Source organism: Streptomyces umbrinus, assembly GCF_030817415.1.
Classification (GTDB): domain Bacteria; phylum Actinomycetota; class Actinomycetes; order Streptomycetales; family Streptomycetaceae; genus Streptomyces; species Streptomyces umbrinus_A.
Map to the genome: position 1 here is coordinate 5,880,769 of NZ_JAUSZI010000002.1, position 21,430 is coordinate 5,902,198.

The following is a 21,430-nucleotide window of genomic DNA, read 5'->3' on the forward strand; positions in this document are numbered from 1 at the left end:
AGTCCTCGCCGACTGCGGCGTCGGTCGACGTTCCGGTGATCTACGAAGCGTGTGATTGCGCCTGCCACACGGCCGTGAATCGGGACCCGTCTGCGGAGGTGGCGCGGTGAGCGGATGGGCACCCAAGGGTGCGTCGGCTGCCACCGTCGAGATCACCTCGACCAGTGTGCAGTGCGGCGACGTCATCCAGGTCGGCGGCCAACCCTGCCGGGTGACCGACCTCGTCCAATTGCCCCATGGCTCCAAGCAACTTCTGTTCGAGTCGGGCGAACTCCTGACCATGCACACGCGGACCCGCCTCGTGGCCGTGCGTGTCCTGAGAGGGCGGTGATCTAGTCCGTGCCTTCTCGCTGTCACGGTATTGCCGATGACCTCCGGAACCGGATCGCCACAGGTCGGATCAAGGCTGGCGAACGCCTTCCCTCTGAGGCTCAGTTAGCCGCTCAGTACGTGGTGAGCACCCCGACGCTGCGGAGTGCTCTCGCAGCGCTTCAAAGGGAAGGTCTCATCGAAAAGATCCACGGCAAAGGGAACTTCGTTCGCCATCCCCTCCGCAAAATCACGTACGTCGGCGGACGGGGCACACTGGACACCCGGACCGCGGCTGAGGCACCTCTCCGCGTCACTGTCCGAACCACCAAGGTCCGGGCGCGCGGACATCTGACGGCTCTGCTGAAGGTGCCGACCAGTAGTCCACTGACCGAGTTCCTCTGCCTCAGCCATGAGGGGGAGTCGCCGCACAGCCTGGCTCGCATCTACGTCCCTCGCGACCTGGTGCCGGCCGCCCTGCTCGGCGAGTTGCCTACGTACGAGGAGACCGCAGCGAGATTCGCAGTACTGCGCCCTCCGTCGGCCAAAGTCCGGGAGACAGTCAGCGTTCGCCTCCCGACACCGGACGAAGCCTCGGCCCTTCGGATCAGCTCTGCCTTGGCGGTTCTCGCCATTACACGCGTGACGGCCGACATCACCGAGCGCGTGGTCGAGGCCGCGCTCTTGGTGTTCCCCGGGGATCGCGCCGACGCGGTCTTCACCACCCACCAGGTGATCGACGAAAGCGGGACGCAAGGATGAAAGCCCGAAACGAGTTGAGGCTTCTCCCGTGGTCGGGGCCGGACGGCAAGCCCTGCTTTCTCAGCACGGACGACAGCGACGGCTACATGTCCCGCCTGGCGGACAACATGGAAGCGGTCCAACTCGGGATGGCTGCTGAACTGCTGGAGCAGGCTCAAGAGCTGCTCGACGGCAGGGATACGGAGGCGGAGGAGCTGCGGCTTCTGACGACGAAGCTGACTGGAGCCTTGCGGGACGCGCTCCGCGTAGCGACCAGCCGCGGCCGTCGCCTGGCGCCTCCCGAGTCTCACTGTTGAGAGGAAGGGAACCGAGAAGCCGCGACTGCCGACAGACCGTGGGTCTTCATGCTGTTCCTCGACCAGGACGGCATCACGCTGGTGGCATGCACCGGCGTCCGGCAGACCCAACTGGGTCCGCCACGACCAGACACCTGCCGAAGCTCTGCACCGCCGACACGCTGTCCAAGTCTGTTGGTGGAGCGTTGGGCGGTACGCGGGGGCGTGCACCTGGGTTCACTACAGCGACACTGGCGAGGCGGCCCTGCCTCGGGACCCGCCTGAACGACGGTGAACGGGGCTGAATGAGACGGCCAGTGACACGGCGGGCACCGGAATCGCAGCGGCGTCATGCGATCTACCGTGGCATGTTGGGTCGCATGGACAACGCGACGGACCCACGCAACCCTGCCAGGATCCGGGTGGGAGAGATCTACGAGGACTGCTCCTTCCACCCGGTCCTGTGCACAGAGATCGACGATGACGGCGGCGTGGTCCTCAGCGGCATCTCGCTGATTGACGGTACCTTCCCGCACTCGTGCGACGCACAGCACTGCGCCCCGATACGGATACCCGTCAAAGACGTCATGGCCATCAAAAACGATCTGAAGCGGTATGCCAGTCAGCGGCTGGCCGAACTGGGCGCTGTCGCCCGGGAGCCGGAGTGAAGGTGCCCACGTCCCTAATTGGGTCTGTTGTGGAGCGCACGGCGTTCGATCACCAGGTGCGGCTCAGCCTGCGGACGTCCGTTGAGGGTGAGGGGCGCGGTGTGGATGCGGAGTTGATCGTGGAGACGTCGTTTCTGCTCCGAGACGCAGACGGCGAATGGCGCGAACTGAAGCCGGGGACGGGCGTACATCTTGCCCCGGTGCTCGATCTCTTCGGGCAGTTGATCACAGCCGTTGACGTTCAAGGCCGTGGCGCCCTGACCATCGACTTTCTCGATGGTGTCGGCTTGCGTGTCGGCCCCGACCCGCAGTTTGAGTCATGGCACTTGATCGGTCGCGGCATCACCCCTGTCACGGTCGGGCCTGGCGGTGAGGAGCACTGGGAAAGCTGACGCTGGCAACCCACGAACACGGTCGCGCTGTCAGCTTGGGAAGCTGCAATCACCGGCACCAACTTCGGGCGTTGACCTGGGCGAACGTTTGAGATGAGGTGGCATCGCCCTTGGCCGCTTTCACCGTAGTTCCCCGCTCTATCTGGTGCGCTTCTGGTGCGAGAGGGCAAAGCTACAGCGCCGACCGTTGGGGTGCTGCCGCTGTCGGCCGGGGTCGTCGCCATGGAGTCCGACGCAAGCGCCTTCGGAAGGTTCCAGTCGGCATGGGGTCGTAACTGGCGTCGTCCCACAGCTGGCGTAGGTGTCTGAACTCGTAGTCGCGCCCAGCCGCCGAGTCCTCACAAGTTTCAGCCCAAATGCGGTCGAACGGCGGTCGGCGCATCTGCGAAGAGATGGCACCGCTCCAGTCACGCCACGTGTCGTCGGAGACCCACCCCTGAGCCCGCAGGTCAGCTTCGTCCTCACTGAGACGGAAGTAGAGACGGATCGCCATTTCTTCCTGCTCATTCAATGAGGGTGTGTCTATGCCGCGAAGAGTGCGGGGTGACAGCCTGTCCAGCAACGACCAGTAGCGAGCAACGTAGAAATCCTCGACCTGGCGCACACGCTGCGTCCGCACCTGCCAGATCGCGAGCCCCGAGGCAACCGACGCCGTGACGAGGGTGATCGTAAGTGAGAGCCACTCCATGATCAGGCATTGTGAGGGGCACCTACCGAATGCACCACTCTGTAACCACGACTGCGGGCCAGTCGACGTTCGGCACCGGAGCCTCGGGCTCGGTGCTCCAACACGCTTTCCAACTGTGGTGGTGAGGTGACGGGCTGGTGCGGGGGCGTTCACCTGGGTTCATGGGCGACTGTCCCATGCGGCGAGCCTGACTGGCGGACTCCGCTGAACGGCCGTGAACGGGGGTGAATGAGACGGAAACTGAGACGGCGGTGCGTGGGGAAGCTGTCTCGCTCCACTACGGGTGGGATGGGGCGATCCGCACTCTCGGCGTCGTCCACGTGTCCGCGGGCGCCGACGGTGGTCGGGGTGCTCGTCCCAGGGACGTGACCAGCCATGCAAGCACCTGCTCGGTCAGCGGCCGGTTCTCCGGTCTCTCGCCCTTCCAACTCGCGCGCCATCCGCCTCCTGGGATGGCCGCCCTCTTCTTGCGTTTGGCGTAAGTCATGGACAGGGGCGTCTTTTTGAGGACTAGAATACAACTCGTCTCCTCCGGAAAGGGGAGCGCTCGCGGTAAAGGCTTAATGGTTCTTCCGTCTACAGTAGACTCGCTAAGCAATCTCGGGGATATCGGAGCGTCGGGAGCGAGTAATGCCTGAATATGCATTAGACGAATGGCGCGCCATTATGCGCGGCGAGAATCCTCAACCATCGGACGACTACATCGTAGTTGCCTTTCCGGATGATGAGCTACGAACCGCCTATCTGAGTCAGGTTTCTTCGTGGCCGGAGATGGAAGTTCGAGCGATCCTCAGGAACATGCTCGGCGGGCCATCTCATCTGTCTATTCTTGATCAGATCCACTTGCAAGTTCTGAAGGCGAAGGGTCCGTCGCGATCGTTGGATCCGGATTCGCCAGACGAGCGTCATTTTAGCGAGTATGAAGGCCGGGCCATACTTGCAGCAGCTGGCAGGAGTTCGGAGCCAGTTTGGCAGGGTATTTCATGGGTGCTGGATCTCCTCCCGGATTCCCCACGTGACGCGCTTGGTGCGGTGTCAGCCTACTTCATGGCTCACTTTCAGGTGCTGTCTGACTGGAGGGAAGTGGGCCTCTCTGATGCTATTGCGCTGATCCGTCATCGGTACATCACGCAAGGGCGAACGGAACGCGAACGGAAGATCAAACTACTACGAAGCCTTGATCCAAGGGATCTTGAGTTTCTGATCGCTGACCTCTATCGAGCCATGGGCTATGCGGTGCGCGTTACTCCTCGACAGAAGGATGGGGGAAAAGATATTGAGGCGGAGCGCGGCAACGAGAAAATTTATATTGAGTGCAAGAATTGGGAGCAGAAGGTTGACGTCAACACTGTTCGTAGCTTCGGGTTTGTTGTAATGGATAAGAATGTGACGTCGGGAGTTCTTGTTTCGGTTTCTGGCTTCACAGAGAGAGGACCGGAGACTGCGGAAAAACTGGTTATGGAATCTTCTGTGCGACACCGCATGATTCTGCTCGATGGCCATCGAGCTGTTCAGCAGCTTAACGAATACCTCGGTGCAGGCTGGCACCTGCGAGCTGACCAAATCATTGCTCGCCAGAAGCGCAGTGGCTGATAGGACTGCCGCGAAACAGCTGGGCCGACCGTCTCCGCCAGACGTGCCAGCTCACCGAGCCCATGGGCTAGTCAAGAACTGTCTTCTTGCCCTGGGTCTTGCCGGGGATCCTGGTGAGCTGGGTTTTTGCTGGTCAGGGGTGGTGGGCTCGTGCCCCTGGTGGTCATTGTTGGTCGTCCTTAGCCACTGTTGAGTGGCCTCGGACGGCCCAGGGACGGCCCAGCCTTGCCCGGTGCGGGGCCTCGTTCGGCTGACGGCCGGCACCTTCGTCGCGGCCCGTCTGAGCCTCAGCCGACGAAAGCCCGCCACGACGGCGCGTCAGTCGACCGACCAGGCGCGCGTGTGCCTCGCTGCACCCCCACCGACCTCAACCACGCTGTTGGTGTCGTCGACCAGAGCAAGCCGCGGCGGCTGGCCCGCGAAGGTACGCGGGGGAATGCACCCCTCGAAGCTCTCATCTTGGGAAGCTGAGGTGATCTATGGGTGATCGTTCGGCTGACCTGCGGTGGAGCGGCGCCGGCGCGTGGATGGGCGCCTCCTTGCTGCCTGGTGCTTCCCGTGGTTCCCCGCAGGATCTGACATATGGCCTGCGGCCTACTCCAAGGCCGTGTCCGTGCTGCCGTGCTGGGGCGCGAGCCACGAGAGTCCGAAAGTGTGGCGCCAACTCTTGTGCCGTATATGTAGAGTTGGCCTATGGAGCAACCCTTTCGGATCACGTCGGCGATGCTCGACGTCATGGAGGCCTTTCTGACCTCCTCCGCTGAGCTGCATGGTTTCGCTGTGGCCAGAGCCGCAGGACGGCCTACTGGCAGCGTGTATCCCATCCTTGCCCGCCTGGAGCAGGCCGGGTGGCTGGAGAGCCGTTGGGAAGATGAGCACCCTGAGGAAGGTCGCCCTCGGAGGCGCTTCTACTCCCTCACCAGCGACGGGGCTGCAGCAAGTCGAGCCACTGTGCTGGAGAGACGAGGCGAACTGCCCTCCGCGTGGAGTAGCGGCAGACTGCGACCTGCCCTACGGCTGATGCCCCGTTGGGGGAATGCCTGGTGAGCGCGTTCGAGATACTCGTTCCTCTCGTGCTGGGAGCAGTCGTCAACGAGGCAATTGACGTCTGTCCCTGGCTGGCCCGTAAGCTGGTGCGTTGGTCTGCGCGGCGCATCACTGATACTTCGATGGCCCAGCGGTACGAAGAGGAGTGGCTTGCAGGCCTCGAAGATCGCCCTGGGAAGCTGCTGCAACTGATCTCCGCGATCTCCATCGTCGTCGGAGCGTCCTGGCGGATGAGAGACATCTACCGCACAGCGGACGCAGAAGCTGGCACGAGGGGGCGCAGGCGGAGGCCCCGTCTTCACATGCGGCTGGCGTTTCCGGACAGTCTTGGTGGGCTTCGCTTGTACTGGGGCTACGCAACGTCTGCGCTGTCGCCGACAGTTTGGATCACCGAGAGCAACTCAGGGGCGCTAGCCCTAGCTCTTGCGGGCGTGAGCATCTTGTACTTCGCCTTTCAGGTACCAACTTACTGCGGTGCTGCGACTCGTGATGGCGCGCGATGCCGGAACAATGCACGCGGCCTACTGCTCGGATGTCGTATCCATCAGCACCGTTGGGCCCGGCTACGAAGGACACGGAGCACGGCGCGCTGAGCTTCGACTCTATCCGGGACTGCGAACGACCGGCCCTTGCTCTCGTGCAGGCCGGTTTTTCGTGTGCTGCCGCTCCTGAAGGAGAACCGATGACATCCGCTTTAGAAGTCATCTCATTTGGTGAGTCTGCGGTAGCAGATCAAGGTGCAGGCGATGCTGGTGAAGGCGAGGAAGTGGTCGGCTTTGCGCTCGTAGCGACGGTGCAGACGTCGGCATCCGGCGAGCCAGGACATGGTGCGTTCGATGGTCCAACGGTGACGGCCGAGTCGCTGCGAGGTCTCGATTCCCCTGCGGGCGATGCGGTGCCGGATGCCCCTGCTGGTTAACCATCGTCGCAGGTGGTTGTAGTCGTAGCCCTTGTCGGCGTGGAGTTTGTGGGGCCTGCGCCGTCGGCGTCCTCGGCGGGAGCGGATCGGCGGTATGCCTTTCACCAGTGGGATCAGTGCCTGGCTGTCGTGCGTGTTGGCGCCCGAGATGCCGATGGACAGGGGCAGTCCGGTCCGCTCCGTGATCAAGTGGATCTTTGACCCGTACTTGCCCCGGTCTACAGGATTCGGGCCTGTCAGTTCCCCCTTTTCAGGGCCCGCATGTTCACCGAGTCGATCGCGCACCGCGACCAGTCCAGCTCGCCGCGGGATCCGAGTTCGTCGAGGACCAGGCGGTGGAGCTTGGCCCACACGCGGGCCTTCGACCACTCGGTGAAACGCCGGTGGGCCGTCGCTCCGGACGGCCCGAACGACGCGGTCGGCAACTGCTGCCAGGTGCAGCCCGAGGTCGCCACAAAGACGATCGCGGCCAGCACCTCCCGGTCGCCGTGCCTACGCCGGCCACCGCCCTGGGGCCGCGACGGCGCGTCGGGCACCACCCGCTGGAACAGCTCCCACAACTCGTCCGGCACCAGCCGCTCAACGATCCTCGTCACGACCGGCAGCTTACCCAGCCAAATGAGATGACGTCTTAGGAGTTCGATCGTGGCCCGCGCGACGCCTCGTCGCGGCTCGGTGAAGCGTCTGCGCTTGGCCACCGGGATCTGCCGTTGTCCGGGCTCGTTGATGTCAGCGATGGATGTCAGTGGCCGCGCTTTTGGTTCCCTGCACTGAGGCCGGCGGCCTTGCTTCACTGGTCCGCACCGTCCGATCCACGGGTGAAGTTTCTTGGACAGCCGCATGGAGACGATTCCCATGTGGACCTAATCAAGGGTGAGCGGTTTGAAGAGCCTCTCAAGGTCGACGCACTAAGTGGAAACAAATACCTTCTAACAGTCGATCAAAAAGGGATCGGCAAAGATGGGGAGAACTGTGACGTTCGCGCTGTGGCTTTTCTATCCAACGGACGCAGGGGCTTGAGCAGTCGCCACAGATATCGAGTTACAGAGGAGCCGGAAACATTGATTTGGTGAGCTAACCCCAAGTAAGCATAAAAAGGCGGTGCTGGTGTACGCCTCCATCCGGAGTCGTTGGCGTAAGCCCGTGGGTGCCAAAGATCTTCTGGTCCGTAAGCTCAAAATGGATCGGCCAACGAGGGGCATAGAGGCCACCATGCGGCCTTCAGGCGGCCGGTAGGGCCGCCCAGCATGCTGAGGTGGGGGTGCGGCATCACTCCGTCGGATGGTCAGCCGTACCAGGCCCCCTCCTTGCCTTGCATGTTGAGTCACTTGTGCACACGCTTGCTCATCCGCAGGTTGCGTTGCCACGTCCGAAGTGGCCATCACCCAGATGGGCCAAATAGATGCGGCACGGTTTGCTCACTCCCGCCCAGGACGAAATCATGAAAATTGAGGTGAGGAGACAAAAATGTCCAGCAAAAAGAAGCATAAATTTCATGCTGCGCGTCGGTTCGGGCAGCCCTTGGACTCCGATCCGCGCTCCCCATTTGAGCGAGATCGCGACCGAATCTTGTACTCCTCTTCATTTCGGCGCCTAGCTGGAGTAACTCAGGTAGCAGCAGTCAGGGAACATCATCTTCTTCACAATCGACTCACGCATAGCCTGAAAGTCGCCCAAGTGGGCCGTCGTATGGCGCAGCGCCTATGCAAAGATAACCCCGAGTTCGCTGATGATGTCCCGGGAGGCAAGGCTGGGTTTTCTGACATTGTCGAATCTGCTGGCCTCGCGCATGACATCGGACATCCACCGTTTGGGCACACCGCCGAAACTGTCCTGCATAAAAGTATGTCGAAATACGGTGGTTTCGAAGGCAACGCTCAAACCTTTCGGGCACTTACTAAACTCGCCGTTCACGCCCACGTCGATCACGGCCTGAATCTCACTCGGGCGACACTGAATGCCGTGCTGAAATATCCTAGATACGGAGGCGAAGAGGTATCCGAATCCGCGGATCACAGTTGGCCGTTCAGGAATCGAGGGAGCAAGTGGGGCGTCTACAGGAGCGAAGAGCAAGACTTCAACTTCGCGCGTGAGGGCGAGGCTCATCCTGGTATGCGCAGCCTAGCTGCAGTGCTAATGGACTGGGCAGACGATGTCTCCTACGTTACGCATGATCTATACGACTACTTCCGAGGCGGGTTGATGCCCCTTCACGCTCTCCATAGTGAATGCTCAGATGAGTTCTTGGACTTCGCTCGCGCGCGAAGGAAGAAAGAAGGATACAAAGTTTTCAGGGAGGACACATTTAGGCAGCAATATCGTGAGCTGAAACGGTTGATGCCTGATCGAGGATGGCGTGACACGCGCGAGGATCGAAAAATGCTGGACAAATTCCAGCACGAATTGCTCGGACTCTTCTTTAGTGCTGTCACCGTGGATGACAGCGGCAATGGATGGCGGATTCAGATTGATCCGATTGCCGAGTATCAGGTCGAGGTTATTAAGGAGCTCACGTTCTTCTATGTGATCAGGCGCCCTGGTTTGGCTATGGTGCAGCGAGGTCAGAAAAAGGTCATTGAAAGACTTTTTGACGACCTGATGGATATGTTTGCAAGGCATCGCAACGGTATTAGGAATCCGGATCATCCCGTTCCCACTCTCTTGGATGACATCTATGACGGCATGGAGAGTCATGAGAGGGTAAGTGGTTTTGCTCGAAGCGACGAAGAGCGTCGAGCGAGGGCGGTGTGTGACTATATTTGCGCTCTAACAGAAGATCAGGCGATCAATTTGTATGAGCGACTATCAGGAACTAGCGTCTCGCAGGGCTCCATTTTCGGGACGTGGTTTTAGAGGCGCCGTGTTCTCGAAGCTATGGTGCCAGCGCCATTGAACCTCTTTCATCCTCTGTATCCGCAGATCAGGAGGGTGTGGACGGCGGCGACGATGCGTCCGATGGAGCTGAGCACCCGCGTGCTTGTGCTCCTTCACCCGCGTCGCTGATTCCGCTGGCCCCAATCGTGGTCGATCCGAGGCCTTTTGGCTGGCGGCTCGGCAGGTTTTGAATTTACGACATCCACTCTAGGAGTTCGATCGTGCTGATCGGTCGACCCAGCTCCACCGTCAGGGCAAGTGAGAAAAGGGTCTCCTCTGGAGAGAGGAGCAGCCTGTCAGTATCTTCTTCAATCAGGCTGGTACGGCATATATGATGCCGTCATGGTCACCCGCATATACGAAGCCGCATGCTACCAGCGGAGCCCACCAAATGTAGTCACTTAGCTTGAACCGCCAAATCCCCTCGCCAGTAGCCGCGTCGATTGCCCAAAGTTCGTCACGAAATGCGAGATACACGACGCCGCCGAAAATTCTCGGAGTGCCACCAGGGCTGCGCGACACCCACTTCTCCTTGTAGCCATCCTTGACGTCCAGTGCAACGACCTGTTCGCTACCACCAAGATAGAGGATGTCGTTTTCGATACTGGGAGACCATGCGCCTTCAATAGTCCATTCTTCTTCCCCGGTCTCCGCGTTTAATGCATGTAGATGCTGACTCGTCGCAAATACCAAGTCGTCGGTAGCGACAATTTGGCTAAGTCCGGGGAGGTCTGTCTCGTAGGCCCACTTAGTAGATCCGTCTTCCGCATTTAGGGCATAGACCCCCACTCTGGCAACGTTGACATACGTCGAGTCCTTGTGGACGGCCGGAGGTCGATAGATTCCACTGGTGAAGCGGCGGCCTCCACCCCAAAGCTCCTTACCAGTAGCGGCATCGAAAGCCATTAGATACTTGTCCCTCGCTGCCAGGACCATTCCGTTGGGCCCTGCAGCGACGACCTCTGGGACATTTCGCGTTGGCGCTTTCCATATCACCTCTCCTGAGTCTGCGCGCAGGGCGTAGAGGTGGTGTTGGCTGCCCACGAAGACGGATTCATCAATCAATGCAGGGGACGATGAAACGTACCCGTGTCCGGAGAAATTTCCCCGCCACTCTTCCGCTCCTGTGCGAACATTCAGCGCCCACAGTCCTTCCTGGTTACTAACGAAAAGCGTCCTCTCAGTGGCTGCTAAAGTGCGAGCAATCTCAGGGATTCGGCCGACATTAAAGGTCCATTGCGCTTCCATCCGCGTTTCCCGGAATGGCCGGACTCGCTTATCCGGTCGACGGGTTGTGAGCGTACCTGCCTGCGATTCTGAATTCGGCGTGTGGATAATCTTGCCGGGTTGGCGACGGCGTGCCGCTTGGTCCCTCAACTGGTTGAACTCAATGCACCTTATAACTTGAGGGTCGTGTTTCCGGCGCGGCTTTGTTCCGCCGTTTGTTTCCGGAAAGAGGGCTTCCAGGATTGCTTGAAGTGTCCCTGTGGATGGTGTGTGACGTTCACTGAGGGCGTCAGAGATCGTGCTTGGTTTCAGGGAGGATTCCTCGGCCAGCTTGGCAGGTGCCCACCCCTTACTAGCCATTGCGCGTCGTAGTGCGGCAGCGAGCTGGCTCCGCGCCGCTTCCGGAGTGATCTCTTCCGGATTTCCCTGCATCAGCGACCCCAACTTCGACGTCCTACGAGGTTGTTCGACGTTGAGTCCAGCCTTCCCTCGTCCAAGGCCCACTAGGCGTCACAAGTCGTGGAGGCGATCGATTCAGGAGGAGTGCACGCATGTTCGGAGCGCATTTTAGGGCGAGGGTCTCGCGGATGGTGGGAACACTGGCCAGGCGGGAGAATAATCGGGCTCACCGAACCGGTTCTGCATCGCAGGGCAGTGAGACTCTGCACACCGAGTGTGCGTGTTCCGGAGAAGAGTCGCAGGTCGGGAAGGCGACTCTCCCGGAAAAGGATCACAAGGAGCAGTGCACGGGCAAGTGGCTCTCCCGCGTAGTTGGCGGATCGATCTTGGGGACGGCCCTTCGTTGGGCACTGGAGGCGGCTCGCGAGCACGATGGTGCTTGACCGCGTGCCCCTCACCTCTGAGGGTCCTCTCAGGAGGTCGGCGTAGCGGCTTTGGGCTGGAGCTGCTTTGGCGCGAGTGATCATGGCCCCGTAAGCTTCCGGCGCGTCGGGCAGTCTGTGGACCTGTCCGCTAAAGCACGACGTTGGGGCCATGATCTTCGAGGCTCGCGCCAAAGTGGCTGCCTAAAGCCGTGGAGCCGACCGCCCCAGCCACGACGTACCCCTTCTCTGACATCAGGTGGCTGACTGCTCTGAGCGCGGCACGGGCGCCGGCCGGGCTGGAGCGGGGCGCAGACAGGAGCGCAGGCACGGCCGGCGCCCGTGCCGCGCGCGGGGAGCGGAGCGAGCCGCCTTGATGAAGTAGGGAAAGTTCTATCCCGCTGGGATGAGGCGCTTGTGTCTTGTCTCGGTTGATGCTTGACGCTGCGGCAACCAGAACGCCAGGGCTCAGCTGCTGTCAGAGTCAGTTGGTCGCTGGTGCCCGCACTCCAGCTTTTCGCCATTGGCGTCGACCACCTCGTAGTCGAGCATCACTTTGTGCGGGTTACCGTCCTCGTAGAGCCACACCGTGATGACACCCGTCGCGACGACCACCGTGAACTGTGCGTTGCCATCGCTCATCGGCACCACGGTGAAGGCTTCTCGGGGCCTCAGCCAGAAGTCCTCGCCATACGGCTCGATGGACAGGCAGACGTCTGTGTCACCCGCGTTCTCCACCGGCAGTCTGTTCTTCACATGCTCCCGCCGATGAGCTGCTTGCCGTCGTGGCTACGCACGTGCGGGCCGTTGCCGTCCAAGGCATCCAGGAGGCGGATCGCGAAAACCTCGGACATGCACTCCGCGACCTCTTCGGGCGTGAGCCACGCAACCGCGGTCGATTCGCTCGACGTACGCTCCACCCCGCCGGACGGCTTGCAGCGGAAGACCAGGGCCACAATCCCCCGGGTCGTGTTCTTGTAGACCCCGGTCAGCTCGTTCACCGCGACGTGGATGCCCGTCTCCTCGAAGACTTCGCGGGCCACGCCAGTCTCCGGGGCCTCGCTGAGTTCGAGTACTCCGCCCGGGAGCTCCCAAGTGCCGTTGTCGGCGCGGCGGATCGCCAGGAGGCGGCCATCTTCGCGCACTACCACTCCGGCCACGGACACCGAGTGCAGCGGTGGTGTGGAGATTGCTTCCCGTGATGTACTCATGTACAGGAGCATAGGAGGAAGATAAGGACCATGGGAACTGCGGTAGGAGGGGAGAGGTCCGTACCTCGGTACGTGCAGATCGCCGAAGAGATCGTGCAACAGATCCGGGCAGGTGTCCTCAAGCCTGGTGAGATGGTGCCGAGCGAGTCTGAACTCGTCGACCGCTACAACGTCTCGGGCGGGACGATTCGCAAGGCCATGGTCGAAGTGCGCGCGAGCGGGCTCGTCGAGACCCGGCACGGCAAGGGCTCGATCGTGAAGGATCGGCCGCCTGTACGGCATCGCTCCTCCGATCGCTTCAGGCGCACGCTCCGGCAAGGCGGCCAAGCCGCGTACCTCGCCGAGTCCGCGCAGTCCGGCGCCACGGCCAAGGTGAGCGTCCTCTACATCGGCCCGATGGAAGCCCCCGAGGATGCGGCCCGGCGGTTGGGCGTATCCGCCGGCACTCAGGTGCTCGCCCGGCGACGTCTCTACTTCCGCAACGGCACCCCGGTCGAGACCGCGTCCTCGTACCTCCCGTGGGACGTCGTGAAGGAGATCCCCGAGCTGTTCGCCGAGAACCCCGGTGGTGGTGGCATCTACGCCCGACTCGAAGACCATGGGCACGAGTTCGCGGAGTTCGTCGAGACGCTGCAAGCGCGCCCGGCCTCCAAGGCGGAGTCATCCGAGCTGGCGCTCAGCCCCGGTGCCCCGGTGGTTCACCTGGTCCGGGAAGCGCGTACGACCGAGGGCCGTGTCGTCGAGGTCTGCGACACACTCATGGCCGCTGACCAGTTCGTTTTCGAGTACCGGATCCCTGCCGCCGACTGACGCGCACTCAACTCTCCGCAGCCCGTCGCGAGTTCTTCTTCGCGGCGGGTTGACTCATGTACAGGAGTCATGCACTCTTCTTCATGTCACTCATGTACATGAGTGACGGAGTCCAGCCCCTATAGAGGAGTGAACTGCTGTGCGTCAGATTCCCGTCGACACCGCCAACGCCACCGTGATGGTCGCCAAGACCCCGCAGCCCAAGGTGAAGGACCGCCGTACCGGCGAGATCGCCCTCGACAAGGACGGCGTGACCCTGATGACGGTGGAGGTCATGTTCTCCACGCCCGAGGAGGTGGAGATCCTCAAGCTCACCGTTCCGCAGCCCGGCGTCTCCGAGGACCTGACCATGGGCACCCCGGTCGCGCTGACCGGCCTGGTCGCCTCGGCGTGGGAGAACGAGTTCAACGGGCAGAAGCGCCACGGCATCGCGTTCCGTGCGGTCGCTGTCACCTCCCTCGCCGCCGCTGCCTCGAACGCCAAGGCGGCCTGATCATGACCGCCTTCACGGTCGCTCTGGTGCTGGTCGTCGCTGCCGCAGGTGTTCTGCGGTGGCGGCGCCCCGCCTGGTACTGGCTGACCTTCGGCGTCATCCTCGCCGCACTGCGGGTCGCCTTCCGCTACGCCTCCGTCATGGACGCCTGCGGACTGACCGTCCCGCCTTCGCGTTGGCGCCTCGCCCTCGCCCGGGTCGCCAACCGCCCGGTCCCCGAGTCCCGCGCACCGCGCATCCTGCGGTTACGGCCCACCCGGACCGGCCTGGTGCTGCGGCTCAAGCTCCGCCCCGGACAGGACGCCTTCGACGTCTCGGCCGCAACCGACCGGCTGCGCCACTCCTTCGCGATGTACGGCGTCACCTCGCGCGAACTGCGTTCCGGCGTCGTCGAGTTGAGGATGACCGGCTATGACGTCCTCCAGCGGGTGCAGATGCCCGCCAAGGCCAACCGTGCCCCGATGCGCATCCCGGTCGCGCTGCGCGAGGACGGTGCGATCCACTACCGCGACTACCGGACCGTTCCGCACGGGCTCACGCTCGGCGCCACCGAGTCGGGCAAGTCCGTGTATCAGCGCAACCTGGTCGCCGGACTCGCCGCGCAGGACGTCGCCCTGGTCGGCATCGACTGCAAGCAGGGCGTGGAACTCTTCCCGCTCGCCCGCCGCTTCTCCGCCCTCGCCGACAACCCCGACACAGCCCTCGAACTCCTCGACGCACTCGTCTCCCACATGCAGGACGTCTACCAGCTCATCCGCGCCCAGCAGCGCATCAGCGTCGACGTCCCGGACGCGGAGATCGCCGCCGACATCTGGGACCTGCCCGCCGACATGCGCCCGGTGCCGGTCGTCGTCCTGGTCGACGAGGTCGCCGAACTCGCCCTGTTCGCCACCAAGGACGAAGAGAAGCGCCGGGACCGCATCATCACAGCCCTGATCCGCCTCGCCCAGCTCGGCCGCGCTTCCGGGATCTACCTGGAGATCTGCGGGCAGCGCTTCGGCTCCGAACTCGGCAAGGGCATCACCATGCTCCGCGCTCAGCTCACCGGCCGCACCGCCCACCGCGTCAACGACGAAGCCTCCGCGAACATGGCCTTCGGCGACATCGCCCCGGACGCCGTCCTCGCCGCCATCCAGATCCCCACCGAGACCCCCGGCATCGCCGTCACCGGCGACTCCTCCGGCGGCTGGGCCCGCATCCGCGCCCCACACACCTCGCTGCGCCAGGCCGTGAACACCTGCAACCGGCACGCCGACCGCACCCCGGACCTGCCCGCACTCGCAGCCTTCCGGCCCGCCGTCGCCCTGCTGCCCTCGGCCCGCGTGCCGCTGTCCAAGACAGCCCCCGCCACGGCCTGACCTTCTCATCCCACGGTCGGCGTGACCTTCTCGCGCCGGGTCCCTACCCGCCCCATGCCCAAAACAGGAGGTGACTCCATGACCCGCTCGATCCGCCCGGACGCCGTCCTCGTACAAGCCGTGATCGCCGGAGCGCTGTCCTTCGCCCACCTGCACGACCTCGCCGCCGCTGCCGGACAAGACGGATGGAAAGCCTGGGCCTACCCGATCAGCGTTGACCTGCTCCTGGTCGCCGCGTGGTGTCGGCTGCGTACCGATGGTCCGTCGCGGCTGGCCTGGTGCTGGTTCCTGATCGCGCTCGTGGCCTCGCTCGGCGCCAACGTCGCCACAGCCGGACTCCTCGACCTGAACGACGTTCCGGACTGGCTGCGCATCCTGGTCGCCGCCTGGCCCGCGCTGGCCTTCATGGGCGGCACGCTCCTCGCCCACTCGCCCACGGCCGAAGACCGGATGCCGGATCCGCCGGCACCCGCAGCCCCCGAGTCCGCTCCGGAGCTCCCGGAACCTGCGGCCTCCGCCCTGGACCCGGAGCCCTCCGAGATTCCCGCGGCTGAAGCACCCCCAGCCCTGCCCGCCGCCGACCCAACCCCGACGGCTCCGGCTGTCCCGGCCGCCCTGGTCGACCACGCCCGCAAGGTCGCCGACGACCACCAGGCCCGAACCGGGTCCCGGATCGACGTCGACACCCTGCGCGCCCGTCTCGGCGTCCCGCCCCAGCTCGCCGACACTATCGCCGCCCAACTCACCTGATCAGGAAGGAGACCGACATGCCTGCCCGCGACCACTTCCACTCGCTGATGCAAATCGGCCCGGTGCAGATCGGCACCCACCGCGACCGGCACGGCCAGACCGAGCACGCCGCCGTGTGCACCGCCGACCGCTGCGGCTGGTCATCCGACTTCACGAGCCAGACCGCCGCCCAGCTCGCGGCCCGCACCCACCGCTGCAAGATCCGCTAGGAGGCCATCGCCATGGACGTCCCGCTCTGGCTCGCCCTCGCCGTCGTCGGCTACCTCGGCATCAAGCTCATCCGCCCGCCCTGGTGGCTCGTGGCCGTGCTCCTCCTCGGCGGCTACCTCCTCGCCGACAGCCTGCTCTCCCCGTCATCGACACCACCGTCAAGTAACCCGTCACAGAAGGGAGTTCGGCCATGTTCCGTCCCAAGGTCCCGACCATGCCTCAGCCGACCGGCCTCGTCACCCCGCCCGCTGTCGTCGAGCCGACCGCCGTCATCCAGCACACCCCGGCGGCCCCTGAACCCATGGCGCCCGCTCCGGCCAGGCTGACCGTCCAGCTCACCCCCGGCGCCGTAGTCGCCCTCGTCGGCGGTGGCACGGCCGTGGTCCTGGTCGTCGGCGCCGTCCTCGTCTCGATGCTCCTCGCGGTCGCCATCACCGGCGCATCCGTCGCCATCTGCGCCCTGGTCATCCGCTCGCTCATCAACAGCGAGGCAAATCGACGCTGACCGGCCCCCGGGCGGCCTCAACCGCCAAGTCTCCGTCGCCCGGGAGCCGTGCCCCTCTCCGATCTCGCAACCGGAAGGAACACCCAGCATGACCCCCCGCACCCGACTTCCGTCCTGCATCTGCCCGAACTGCAACGGCTTCGCCTCCGTCGCCGTCACCCTCGGCGGACGCGACCGGCACGGCCACCTGCGGACCATCACCGCCAACTGCCCGGCCTGCCACGGCACCGGCACCACCCGCCGTACGCCCGTCCGGAAGGGCGCCCGTGCCTGACACCCTCCTCGACCCGACCACCCTCGGCGACCTGCTGAGGGTGGCCTCGGCCTCCGACTTCGACCGCTGGCAGGACCAGATCCGCCACACCGGCGGCTGCGCCGACCCCATCCACCTCACCGGCTGGACCCTCGCCAAGGACAAGACCACCGGCGAGACCCTGCACCACTACTCCACCGAGAACGAGCCCGGCGGACGCCTCCGCCTCGCCTGCGGAAACCGCCGCGCCTCCCGCTGCCCCTCCTGCGCCTGGACGTACGCCGGAGACACCTACCACCTCATCCGCGCGGGCCTGGCCGGAGACGACCGCCGCGACATCCCCGCCACAGTCCGCGATCACCCCCGCGTCTTCGCCACCCTCACCGCCCCGTCCTTCGGCCCGGTCCACAACCGCCCCGACCGAGGCACCTGCCGCTGCGGCACCCGCCACCCCTCCGACGACCGGATGCTCGGCACGGCACTCGATCCGGAGACGTACGACTACGCCGCCGCCGTCCTCTTCAACAACCACGCGGGCGACCTGTGGCAGCGCTTCACCACCCGCCTACGCCGCGAGATCGCCGCCCGCGCCGGACTCACCCGCCGCGAACTCGCCAAACACGTCCGCCTCTCGTACGGCAAGGTCGCCGAGTTCCAGAAGCGCGGCGCCCTGCACTTCCACGCCGTGATCCGCATCGACGGCCCGGAAGGCCCCGACACCCCGCCCCCGTCCTGGGCAACGGTCGACCTGCTCGCCGACGCGATCCACGCCACCGCCACGCACTCCTACACCTCGGTCTCCGTGCCCGCTGCCGACGACCAGCCCGCCCACACCTTCCGGTGGGGCACCCAGCTCGACGTCCGCCCGGTCAAGGCCTTCGGCGACGGCTCCGACATCACCGAACAGGCCGTCGCCTCCTACGTCGCCAAGTACGCCACCAAGGCCGCCGAGAACACCGGCACCCTCGACCGCCGCATCGGCGAACTCTCCGAACTCGACCGCCACCAGGTCCCCGACCACACCCGCCGACTCATCAGGGCCTGCAAGGACCTCGACCCCCTGTACCCGGACCGACGGCTCTGGGCCTGGGCGCACATGCTCGGCTTCCGCGGCCACTTCTCCTCCAAGTCCCGCCGCTACTCCACCACCCTCGGCGAACTCCGCCAGGCCCGCGCCGACTTCCGCGCCGCCCAGGAACGCGAAGCCCTCGGCCTGGAGGACCGCGAGCCGAACACCGTCCTCGTCCTCACCGACTGGCAGTACGCCGGACACGGCCACACCCCCGGCGAATCCGCCCTCGCCGCCACCATCGCCCGCGACCTCCAGCACAACCGCGAAACCGCCCGCGAAGCCGTACGCGACCAACTGGCCATGGAAGGAGTGGCCGCATGACGACCACCGTGATCGAGCGGAAGTGGCACACCACTACCGAGGTCGCCGACATGCTTGGTTTCGGCCTGTCCAAGACCAAGATGCTGGTGCTCACCGGGGAGATCCGCTCCGTGAAGGTCGGCCGCAACCGGCGCATCCTCCCGGCCTGGGTGGACGAGTACGTCCAGCGTGTCACCGCCGACGCCGAAAGGTGGGCGTCATGAGCGGCAAGCGTGGCAACGGCGAAGGCTCCATCTACCCGTACAAGAACGGGTACGCGGCCTACGTCTGGGTGACCAAGCCGGACGGCAAGCGGGCTCGCAAGTACGCGTACGGCAAGACCCGCGAAGAGGTCCACGAGAAGTGGCTCGCGCTGCATGCGGAGGCGAAGAAGGGCCCGGTCGCCACCCGTCACCGGACGCTCTCCGCCTTCCTCGCGTACTGGCTCGACTCGATCGTGAAGCCCAATCTCGCCCCCTTGTCGTACGTCTCGTACGAGGGGTACGTGCGCCTCTACATCGCCCCGCACCTGGGTTCGAAGCGGCTGGACAAGCTGACCGTGCGGGACGTGCGCGAGTGGCTTACCAAGCTGGCGACCGTCTGTCAGTGCTGCGCGCAGGGGAAGGACGCCAAGCGGGAAGCTCCCCGCCGGAAGTGCTGCGCGGTCAGTGACTGCTGCGAGTCGTACCCGTCCCGGCGAGTGATCCAGGGTTCCCGCGACGCTCTGCGGGCCGCACTCACCCATGCGGTCACCGAAGAGGAGATCAGCAAGAACGTGGCGTCGTTCGTGAAGGTGCCCAAACCTCGTCGTCGCCGGATCAAGCCGTGGTCCGTTGCTGAGGCGGGCCGGTTCCTTGCCGATGCCGCCGCTCGGGACGATCGCCTCTTCGCGGCCTGGGTCCTCGTGCTGTGCCTCGGGCTCCGCCGTGGTGAGGTCCTGGGTCTGACGTGGAAGTCCGTCGACTTCGAGAGGGGAGAGCTGTACGTCGATCACCAGATTCAGCGTGCGGGGCGGCAGATCCTGCACCGTGAGACCAAGACCGAGGATTCCGACGACTTCTTGCCGCTGCCGGCGCTCTGCCTCAAGGCGTTGCGGATGCGTCGCGCCCAGCAGACCGGTGACAGGAAAGCCGCCGGGGAGGTCTGGCAGGACAGGCACGGGCTGATCTTCACCACGAAGTACGGAACGCCGATCGAGCCGGGCAACATGACCCGCATGTTCGCGCTGCGTGCTCGCCGTGCCGGGCTCCGGGCCATCCCGTTGCGGAACACCCGGCACACGTGCAGCTCGCTGCTGGTGGCGTTGAAGGTGCACCCGAAGGTGGCACAGCGCATCCTCCGGCACTCACAGATCGCCATGACGATGGAGGTCTACGCCGAAGCGAGCGAAGAGCAGGTGCGTGCCGCGATCGGCCAGCTGTCCGACGCCATGGGCGGTACCGGTTGACGCGGTTGCTGTACTTCGCTGCTGTACGCCCCTGAAACGCCAAAGGCCCCGGATCTCTCCGGGGCCTTTGACCTGTGTGCACTCGGCAGGATTCGAACCTGCAACCTTCTGATCCGTAGTCAGATGCTCTATCCGTTAAGCTACGAGTGCTTGTGTGTTCTGTTGTGTTCGCTCTTCCTTCCGGGCTTTTCTTCCCGGTCGGCGTTGCGGGAACAACATTACATGACTGGCGGCGTGAGGCGAAATCCGTTTGTCGGACCCGGCCTGACCTGCGCAAACAACCCTGAAGCGGCCCCCGGCGAGGCCCACGGGACGCACCGAAACGATCAAGGGACGACCGAAGCCCCGGTCAGTGATGACCGGGGCTTTCGGGATCTTCGGCGGAGGCGGAGGGATTTGAACCCTCGATGGGATTTAAGTCCCAAACCGCATTAGCAGTGCGGCGCCATAGACCGGACTAGGCGACGCCTCCAGCACAACCGTCCGCGCGAGCGCGAATGGTGCGTGCAGATGATGACACAGCCGAGCGGGCTGTCACCAATCGCCCCCCACGGTACTAGGCGGAAAGGTCAGAGGGCAAAGCCCATCCCGCGGCGCAACGTCACGGCACGGACGGCGTTAGAGGAGTGGGGCGCACGCCCCCGGCGACGCCGACCGACGCCGTACGGCGAGACCTACGAGACCTACGGGGCCTGCGAGACCTACGGGACCTGCGAGACACCGGAGCCAACGCGGAGGTCGTCCCTCGGGTCCCCACCGATCCGGCCCCCGCCGATCCGGTCCCCGCCGATCCGCCTCACCCACTGGAGCCCTCATGCTGCGCCGCCTCGCCCTCACCGTCGCCACCTCCGCCGCGGCGTCCCTCGCCGCGCTGTCCGCGGCGCCCCCGGCCGCGTACGCCGCGTCGCTTCCCGTCATGCCGCCGCCGGTGAACGGCGCGGACGACGGCGACCGGCTCACCGTGACCGTGAGCAAGGCGGGCGACGGCAAGGACGGGACGTTCGAACTGGACTGTCACCCGGTGGGCGGCAGCCACCCCGCCGCCCGGGCCGCCTGCGATCAGTTGGACCGGAGGACCACCTGGGGCAAGGACCCGTTCGCGCCGGCCGCGCCGGGCGGGATGTGCACGATGCAGTACGGCGGTCCGGCCACCGCGCACGTCACGGGGACCTGGGCCGGACGGCCCGTCGACGCGACGTACGCGCGTGCCGACGGGTGCGAGATCGCGCGCTGGGACGCGCTCGTGCCGGTGCTTCCGGGGTTCGGGGCGTAGGAATCCGCCCTTCCAGGAGTCTTCGGAAGTCTTCAGGAGCTCGGTTCGTGGAGCATGAAGGGCGGAGCGGAGGAGCGGGGTGGACAGGAATCGCACAGCGGGCTCATGGGCCGAGGGGGCGAAACCCACGGTCACAGGTTCTCCGTGTCTTCTGCGTCCGTTCTGCGTCCCCT

Annotated in this window: 23 protein-coding genes and 2 tRNA genes; 19 read left to right on the top strand and 6 right to left on the bottom strand. The window is 64.5% G+C overall.

Annotated elements, in window-relative coordinates:
- Nucleotides 1-106: 106 nt before the first annotated feature.
- The 7 genes from QF035_RS25750 (at nucleotide 107) to QF035_RS25780 (ending at nucleotide 5,734) form a co-directional block, all read left to right on the top strand.
- Nucleotides 107-331, top strand: coding sequence for a hypothetical protein (locus tag QF035_RS25750; RefSeq protein WP_307522959.1), 225 nt, complete (start codon nucleotides 107-109; stop codon nucleotides 329-331).
- An 8-nt stretch (nucleotides 332-339) separates the two neighbouring features.
- Nucleotides 340-1,071: a GntR family transcriptional regulator gene (locus tag QF035_RS25755; RefSeq protein ID WP_307522961.1), complete on the top strand. Its 732-nt coding sequence runs from the start codon at nucleotides 340-342 to the stop codon at nucleotides 1,069-1,071.
- Nucleotides 1,068-1,367 (top strand): hypothetical protein, encoded by a 300-nt coding sequence (locus QF035_RS25760; protein WP_307522963.1) that lies wholly within the window; start codon nucleotides 1,068-1,070, stop codon nucleotides 1,365-1,367. Before QF035_RS25755 ends, QF035_RS25760 begins: the two co-directional genes overlap by 4 nt.
- Nucleotides 1,368-1,726: 359 nt before the next feature.
- Entirely contained in the window at nucleotides 1,727-2,014 is a 288-nt protein-coding gene (locus tag QF035_RS25765; protein ID WP_307522965.1) for a hypothetical protein, read from the top strand.
- On the top strand, nucleotides 2,011-2,406 hold the full coding sequence (locus QF035_RS25770; RefSeq protein WP_307522967.1) for a DUF6188 family protein: 396 nt from the start codon (nucleotides 2,011-2,013) through the stop codon (nucleotides 2,404-2,406). Before QF035_RS25765 ends, QF035_RS25770 begins: the two co-directional genes overlap by 4 nt.
- 1,318 nt (nucleotides 2,407-3,724) lie before the next feature.
- On the top strand, nucleotides 3,725-4,687 hold the full coding sequence (locus tag QF035_RS25775; RefSeq protein WP_307522968.1) for a restriction endonuclease: 963 nt from the start codon (nucleotides 3,725-3,727) through the stop codon (nucleotides 4,685-4,687).
- A 735-nt stretch (nucleotides 4,688-5,422) separates the two neighbouring features.
- On the top strand, nucleotides 5,423-5,734 hold the full coding sequence (locus QF035_RS25780; protein WP_307531414.1) for a PadR family transcriptional regulator: 312 nt from the start codon (nucleotides 5,423-5,425) through the stop codon (nucleotides 5,732-5,734).
- A 706-nt stretch (nucleotides 5,735-6,440) separates the two neighbouring features.
- Here QF035_RS25780 and QF035_RS25785 read toward each other — a convergent pair.
- Nucleotides 6,441-7,240, bottom strand: a protein-coding gene (locus QF035_RS25785) for an IS5 family transposase (protein ID WP_307531415.1) whose coding sequence is annotated in 2 segments (ribosomal slippage) — nucleotides 6,441-6,902 and nucleotides 6,905-7,240 — 798 coding nt in all. Because the reading frame shifts where the segments join, the coding sequence is not laid out codon by codon here.
- 880 nt (nucleotides 7,241-8,120) lie between these two features.
- On the opposite strand from QF035_RS25785, the gene QF035_RS25790 reads away from it, so the two are divergent.
- On the top strand, nucleotides 8,121-9,506 hold the full coding sequence (locus tag QF035_RS25790; protein WP_307522970.1) for a deoxyguanosinetriphosphate triphosphohydrolase family protein: 1,386 nt from the start codon (nucleotides 8,121-8,123) through the stop codon (nucleotides 9,504-9,506).
- Nucleotides 9,507-9,839: 333 nt separating this feature from the next.
- Here the strand turns inward: QF035_RS25790 and QF035_RS25795 are convergent, their stop codons facing one another.
- The 3 genes from QF035_RS25795 to QF035_RS25805 form a co-directional block, all read right to left on the bottom strand.
- Nucleotides 9,840-11,186 (bottom strand): outer membrane protein assembly factor BamB family protein, encoded by a 1,347-nt coding sequence (locus QF035_RS25795; RefSeq protein WP_307531417.1) that lies wholly within the window; start codon nucleotides 11,184-11,186, stop codon nucleotides 9,840-9,842.
- An 857-nt stretch (nucleotides 11,187-12,043) separates the two neighbouring features.
- Nucleotides 12,044-12,331, bottom strand: a complete 288-nt coding sequence (locus QF035_RS25800) for a hypothetical protein (RefSeq protein ID WP_307522971.1) — start codon at nucleotides 12,329-12,331, stop codon at nucleotides 12,044-12,046.
- Complete coding sequence (locus tag QF035_RS25805) at nucleotides 12,328-12,798, bottom strand: NUDIX hydrolase (RefSeq protein ID WP_307522972.1); 471 nt, start codon at nucleotides 12,796-12,798, stop codon at nucleotides 12,328-12,330. Before QF035_RS25805 ends, QF035_RS25800 begins: the two co-directional genes overlap by 4 nt.
- An 18-nt stretch (nucleotides 12,799-12,816) precedes the next feature.
- Between QF035_RS25805 and QF035_RS25810 the strand changes: the two genes are divergently transcribed.
- The 10 genes from QF035_RS25810 to QF035_RS25855 all read left to right on the top strand — a co-directional run bounded on the left by QF035_RS25810 (nucleotide 12,817) and on the right by QF035_RS25855 (nucleotide 19,984).
- Nucleotides 12,817-13,596, top strand: a complete 780-nt coding sequence (locus QF035_RS25810) for a GntR family transcriptional regulator (protein WP_307522973.1) — start codon at nucleotides 12,817-12,819, stop codon at nucleotides 13,594-13,596.
- A gap of 139 nt (nucleotides 13,597-13,735) precedes the next feature.
- Nucleotides 13,736-14,089: an SCO3933 family regulatory protein gene (locus QF035_RS25815; protein WP_307522974.1), complete on the top strand. Its 354-nt coding sequence runs from the start codon at nucleotides 13,736-13,738 to the stop codon at nucleotides 14,087-14,089.
- 2 nt (nucleotides 14,090-14,091) lie between these two features.
- Nucleotides 14,092-15,447, top strand: coding sequence for an FtsK/SpoIIIE domain-containing protein (locus QF035_RS25820; protein ID WP_307522976.1), 1,356 nt, complete (start codon nucleotides 14,092-14,094; stop codon nucleotides 15,445-15,447).
- A 78-nt stretch (nucleotides 15,448-15,525) separates the two neighbouring features.
- On the top strand, nucleotides 15,526-16,197 hold the full coding sequence (locus QF035_RS25825; protein ID WP_307522977.1) for a DUF2637 domain-containing protein: 672 nt from the start codon (nucleotides 15,526-15,528) through the stop codon (nucleotides 16,195-16,197).
- 17 nt (nucleotides 16,198-16,214) lie between these two features.
- The gene (locus QF035_RS25830) at nucleotides 16,215-16,406 is read left to right on the top strand and encodes a mobile element transfer protein (protein ID WP_307522978.1); all 192 of its coding nucleotides are present in this window, start codon (nucleotides 16,215-16,217) and stop codon (nucleotides 16,404-16,406) included.
- A 191-nt stretch (nucleotides 16,407-16,597) separates the two neighbouring features.
- The gene (locus QF035_RS25835) at nucleotides 16,598-16,912 is read left to right on the top strand and encodes a SpdD-like protein (RefSeq protein ID WP_307522979.1); all 315 of its coding nucleotides are present in this window, start codon (nucleotides 16,598-16,600) and stop codon (nucleotides 16,910-16,912) included.
- Nucleotides 16,913-17,000: 88 nt separating this feature from the next.
- Nucleotides 17,001-17,186: a hypothetical protein gene (locus tag QF035_RS25840; RefSeq protein ID WP_307522981.1), complete on the top strand. Its 186-nt coding sequence runs from the start codon at nucleotides 17,001-17,003 to the stop codon at nucleotides 17,184-17,186.
- Nucleotides 17,179-18,558, top strand: a complete 1,380-nt coding sequence (gene repSA, locus QF035_RS25845) for a replication initiator protein RepSA (RefSeq protein ID WP_307522982.1) — start codon at nucleotides 17,179-17,181, stop codon at nucleotides 18,556-18,558. Before QF035_RS25840 ends, repSA begins: the two co-directional genes overlap by 8 nt.
- A complete protein-coding gene (locus QF035_RS25850) occupies nucleotides 18,555-18,761 on the top strand; it encodes an excisionase family DNA-binding protein (RefSeq protein WP_307522983.1) in 207 nt (68 codons plus the stop codon). The genes repSA and QF035_RS25850 overlap by 4 nt, the downstream gene beginning before the upstream one ends.
- Entirely contained in the window at nucleotides 18,758-19,984 is a 1,227-nt protein-coding gene (locus QF035_RS25855; protein ID WP_373466717.1) for a site-specific integrase, read from the top strand. Before QF035_RS25850 ends, QF035_RS25855 begins: the two co-directional genes overlap by 4 nt.
- 77 nt (nucleotides 19,985-20,061) lie before the next feature.
- On the opposite strand, the gene QF035_RS25860 is transcribed toward QF035_RS25855, so the two are convergent.
- Both QF035_RS25860 and QF035_RS25865 read right to left on the bottom strand, forming a co-directional pair.
- A tRNA-Arg gene (locus tag QF035_RS25860) sits at nucleotides 20,062-20,134 on the bottom strand.
- Nucleotides 20,135-20,365: 231 nt separating this feature from the next.
- Nucleotides 20,366-20,456, bottom strand: a tRNA-Ser gene (locus tag QF035_RS25865).
- 342 nt (nucleotides 20,457-20,798) lie between these two features.
- Here QF035_RS25865 and QF035_RS25870 point away from each other — a divergent pair.
- Nucleotides 20,799-21,257, top strand: coding sequence for an SSI family serine proteinase inhibitor (locus tag QF035_RS25870; RefSeq protein WP_307522985.1), 459 nt, complete (start codon nucleotides 20,799-20,801; stop codon nucleotides 21,255-21,257).
- Nucleotides 21,258-21,430: the final 173 nt, after the last annotated feature.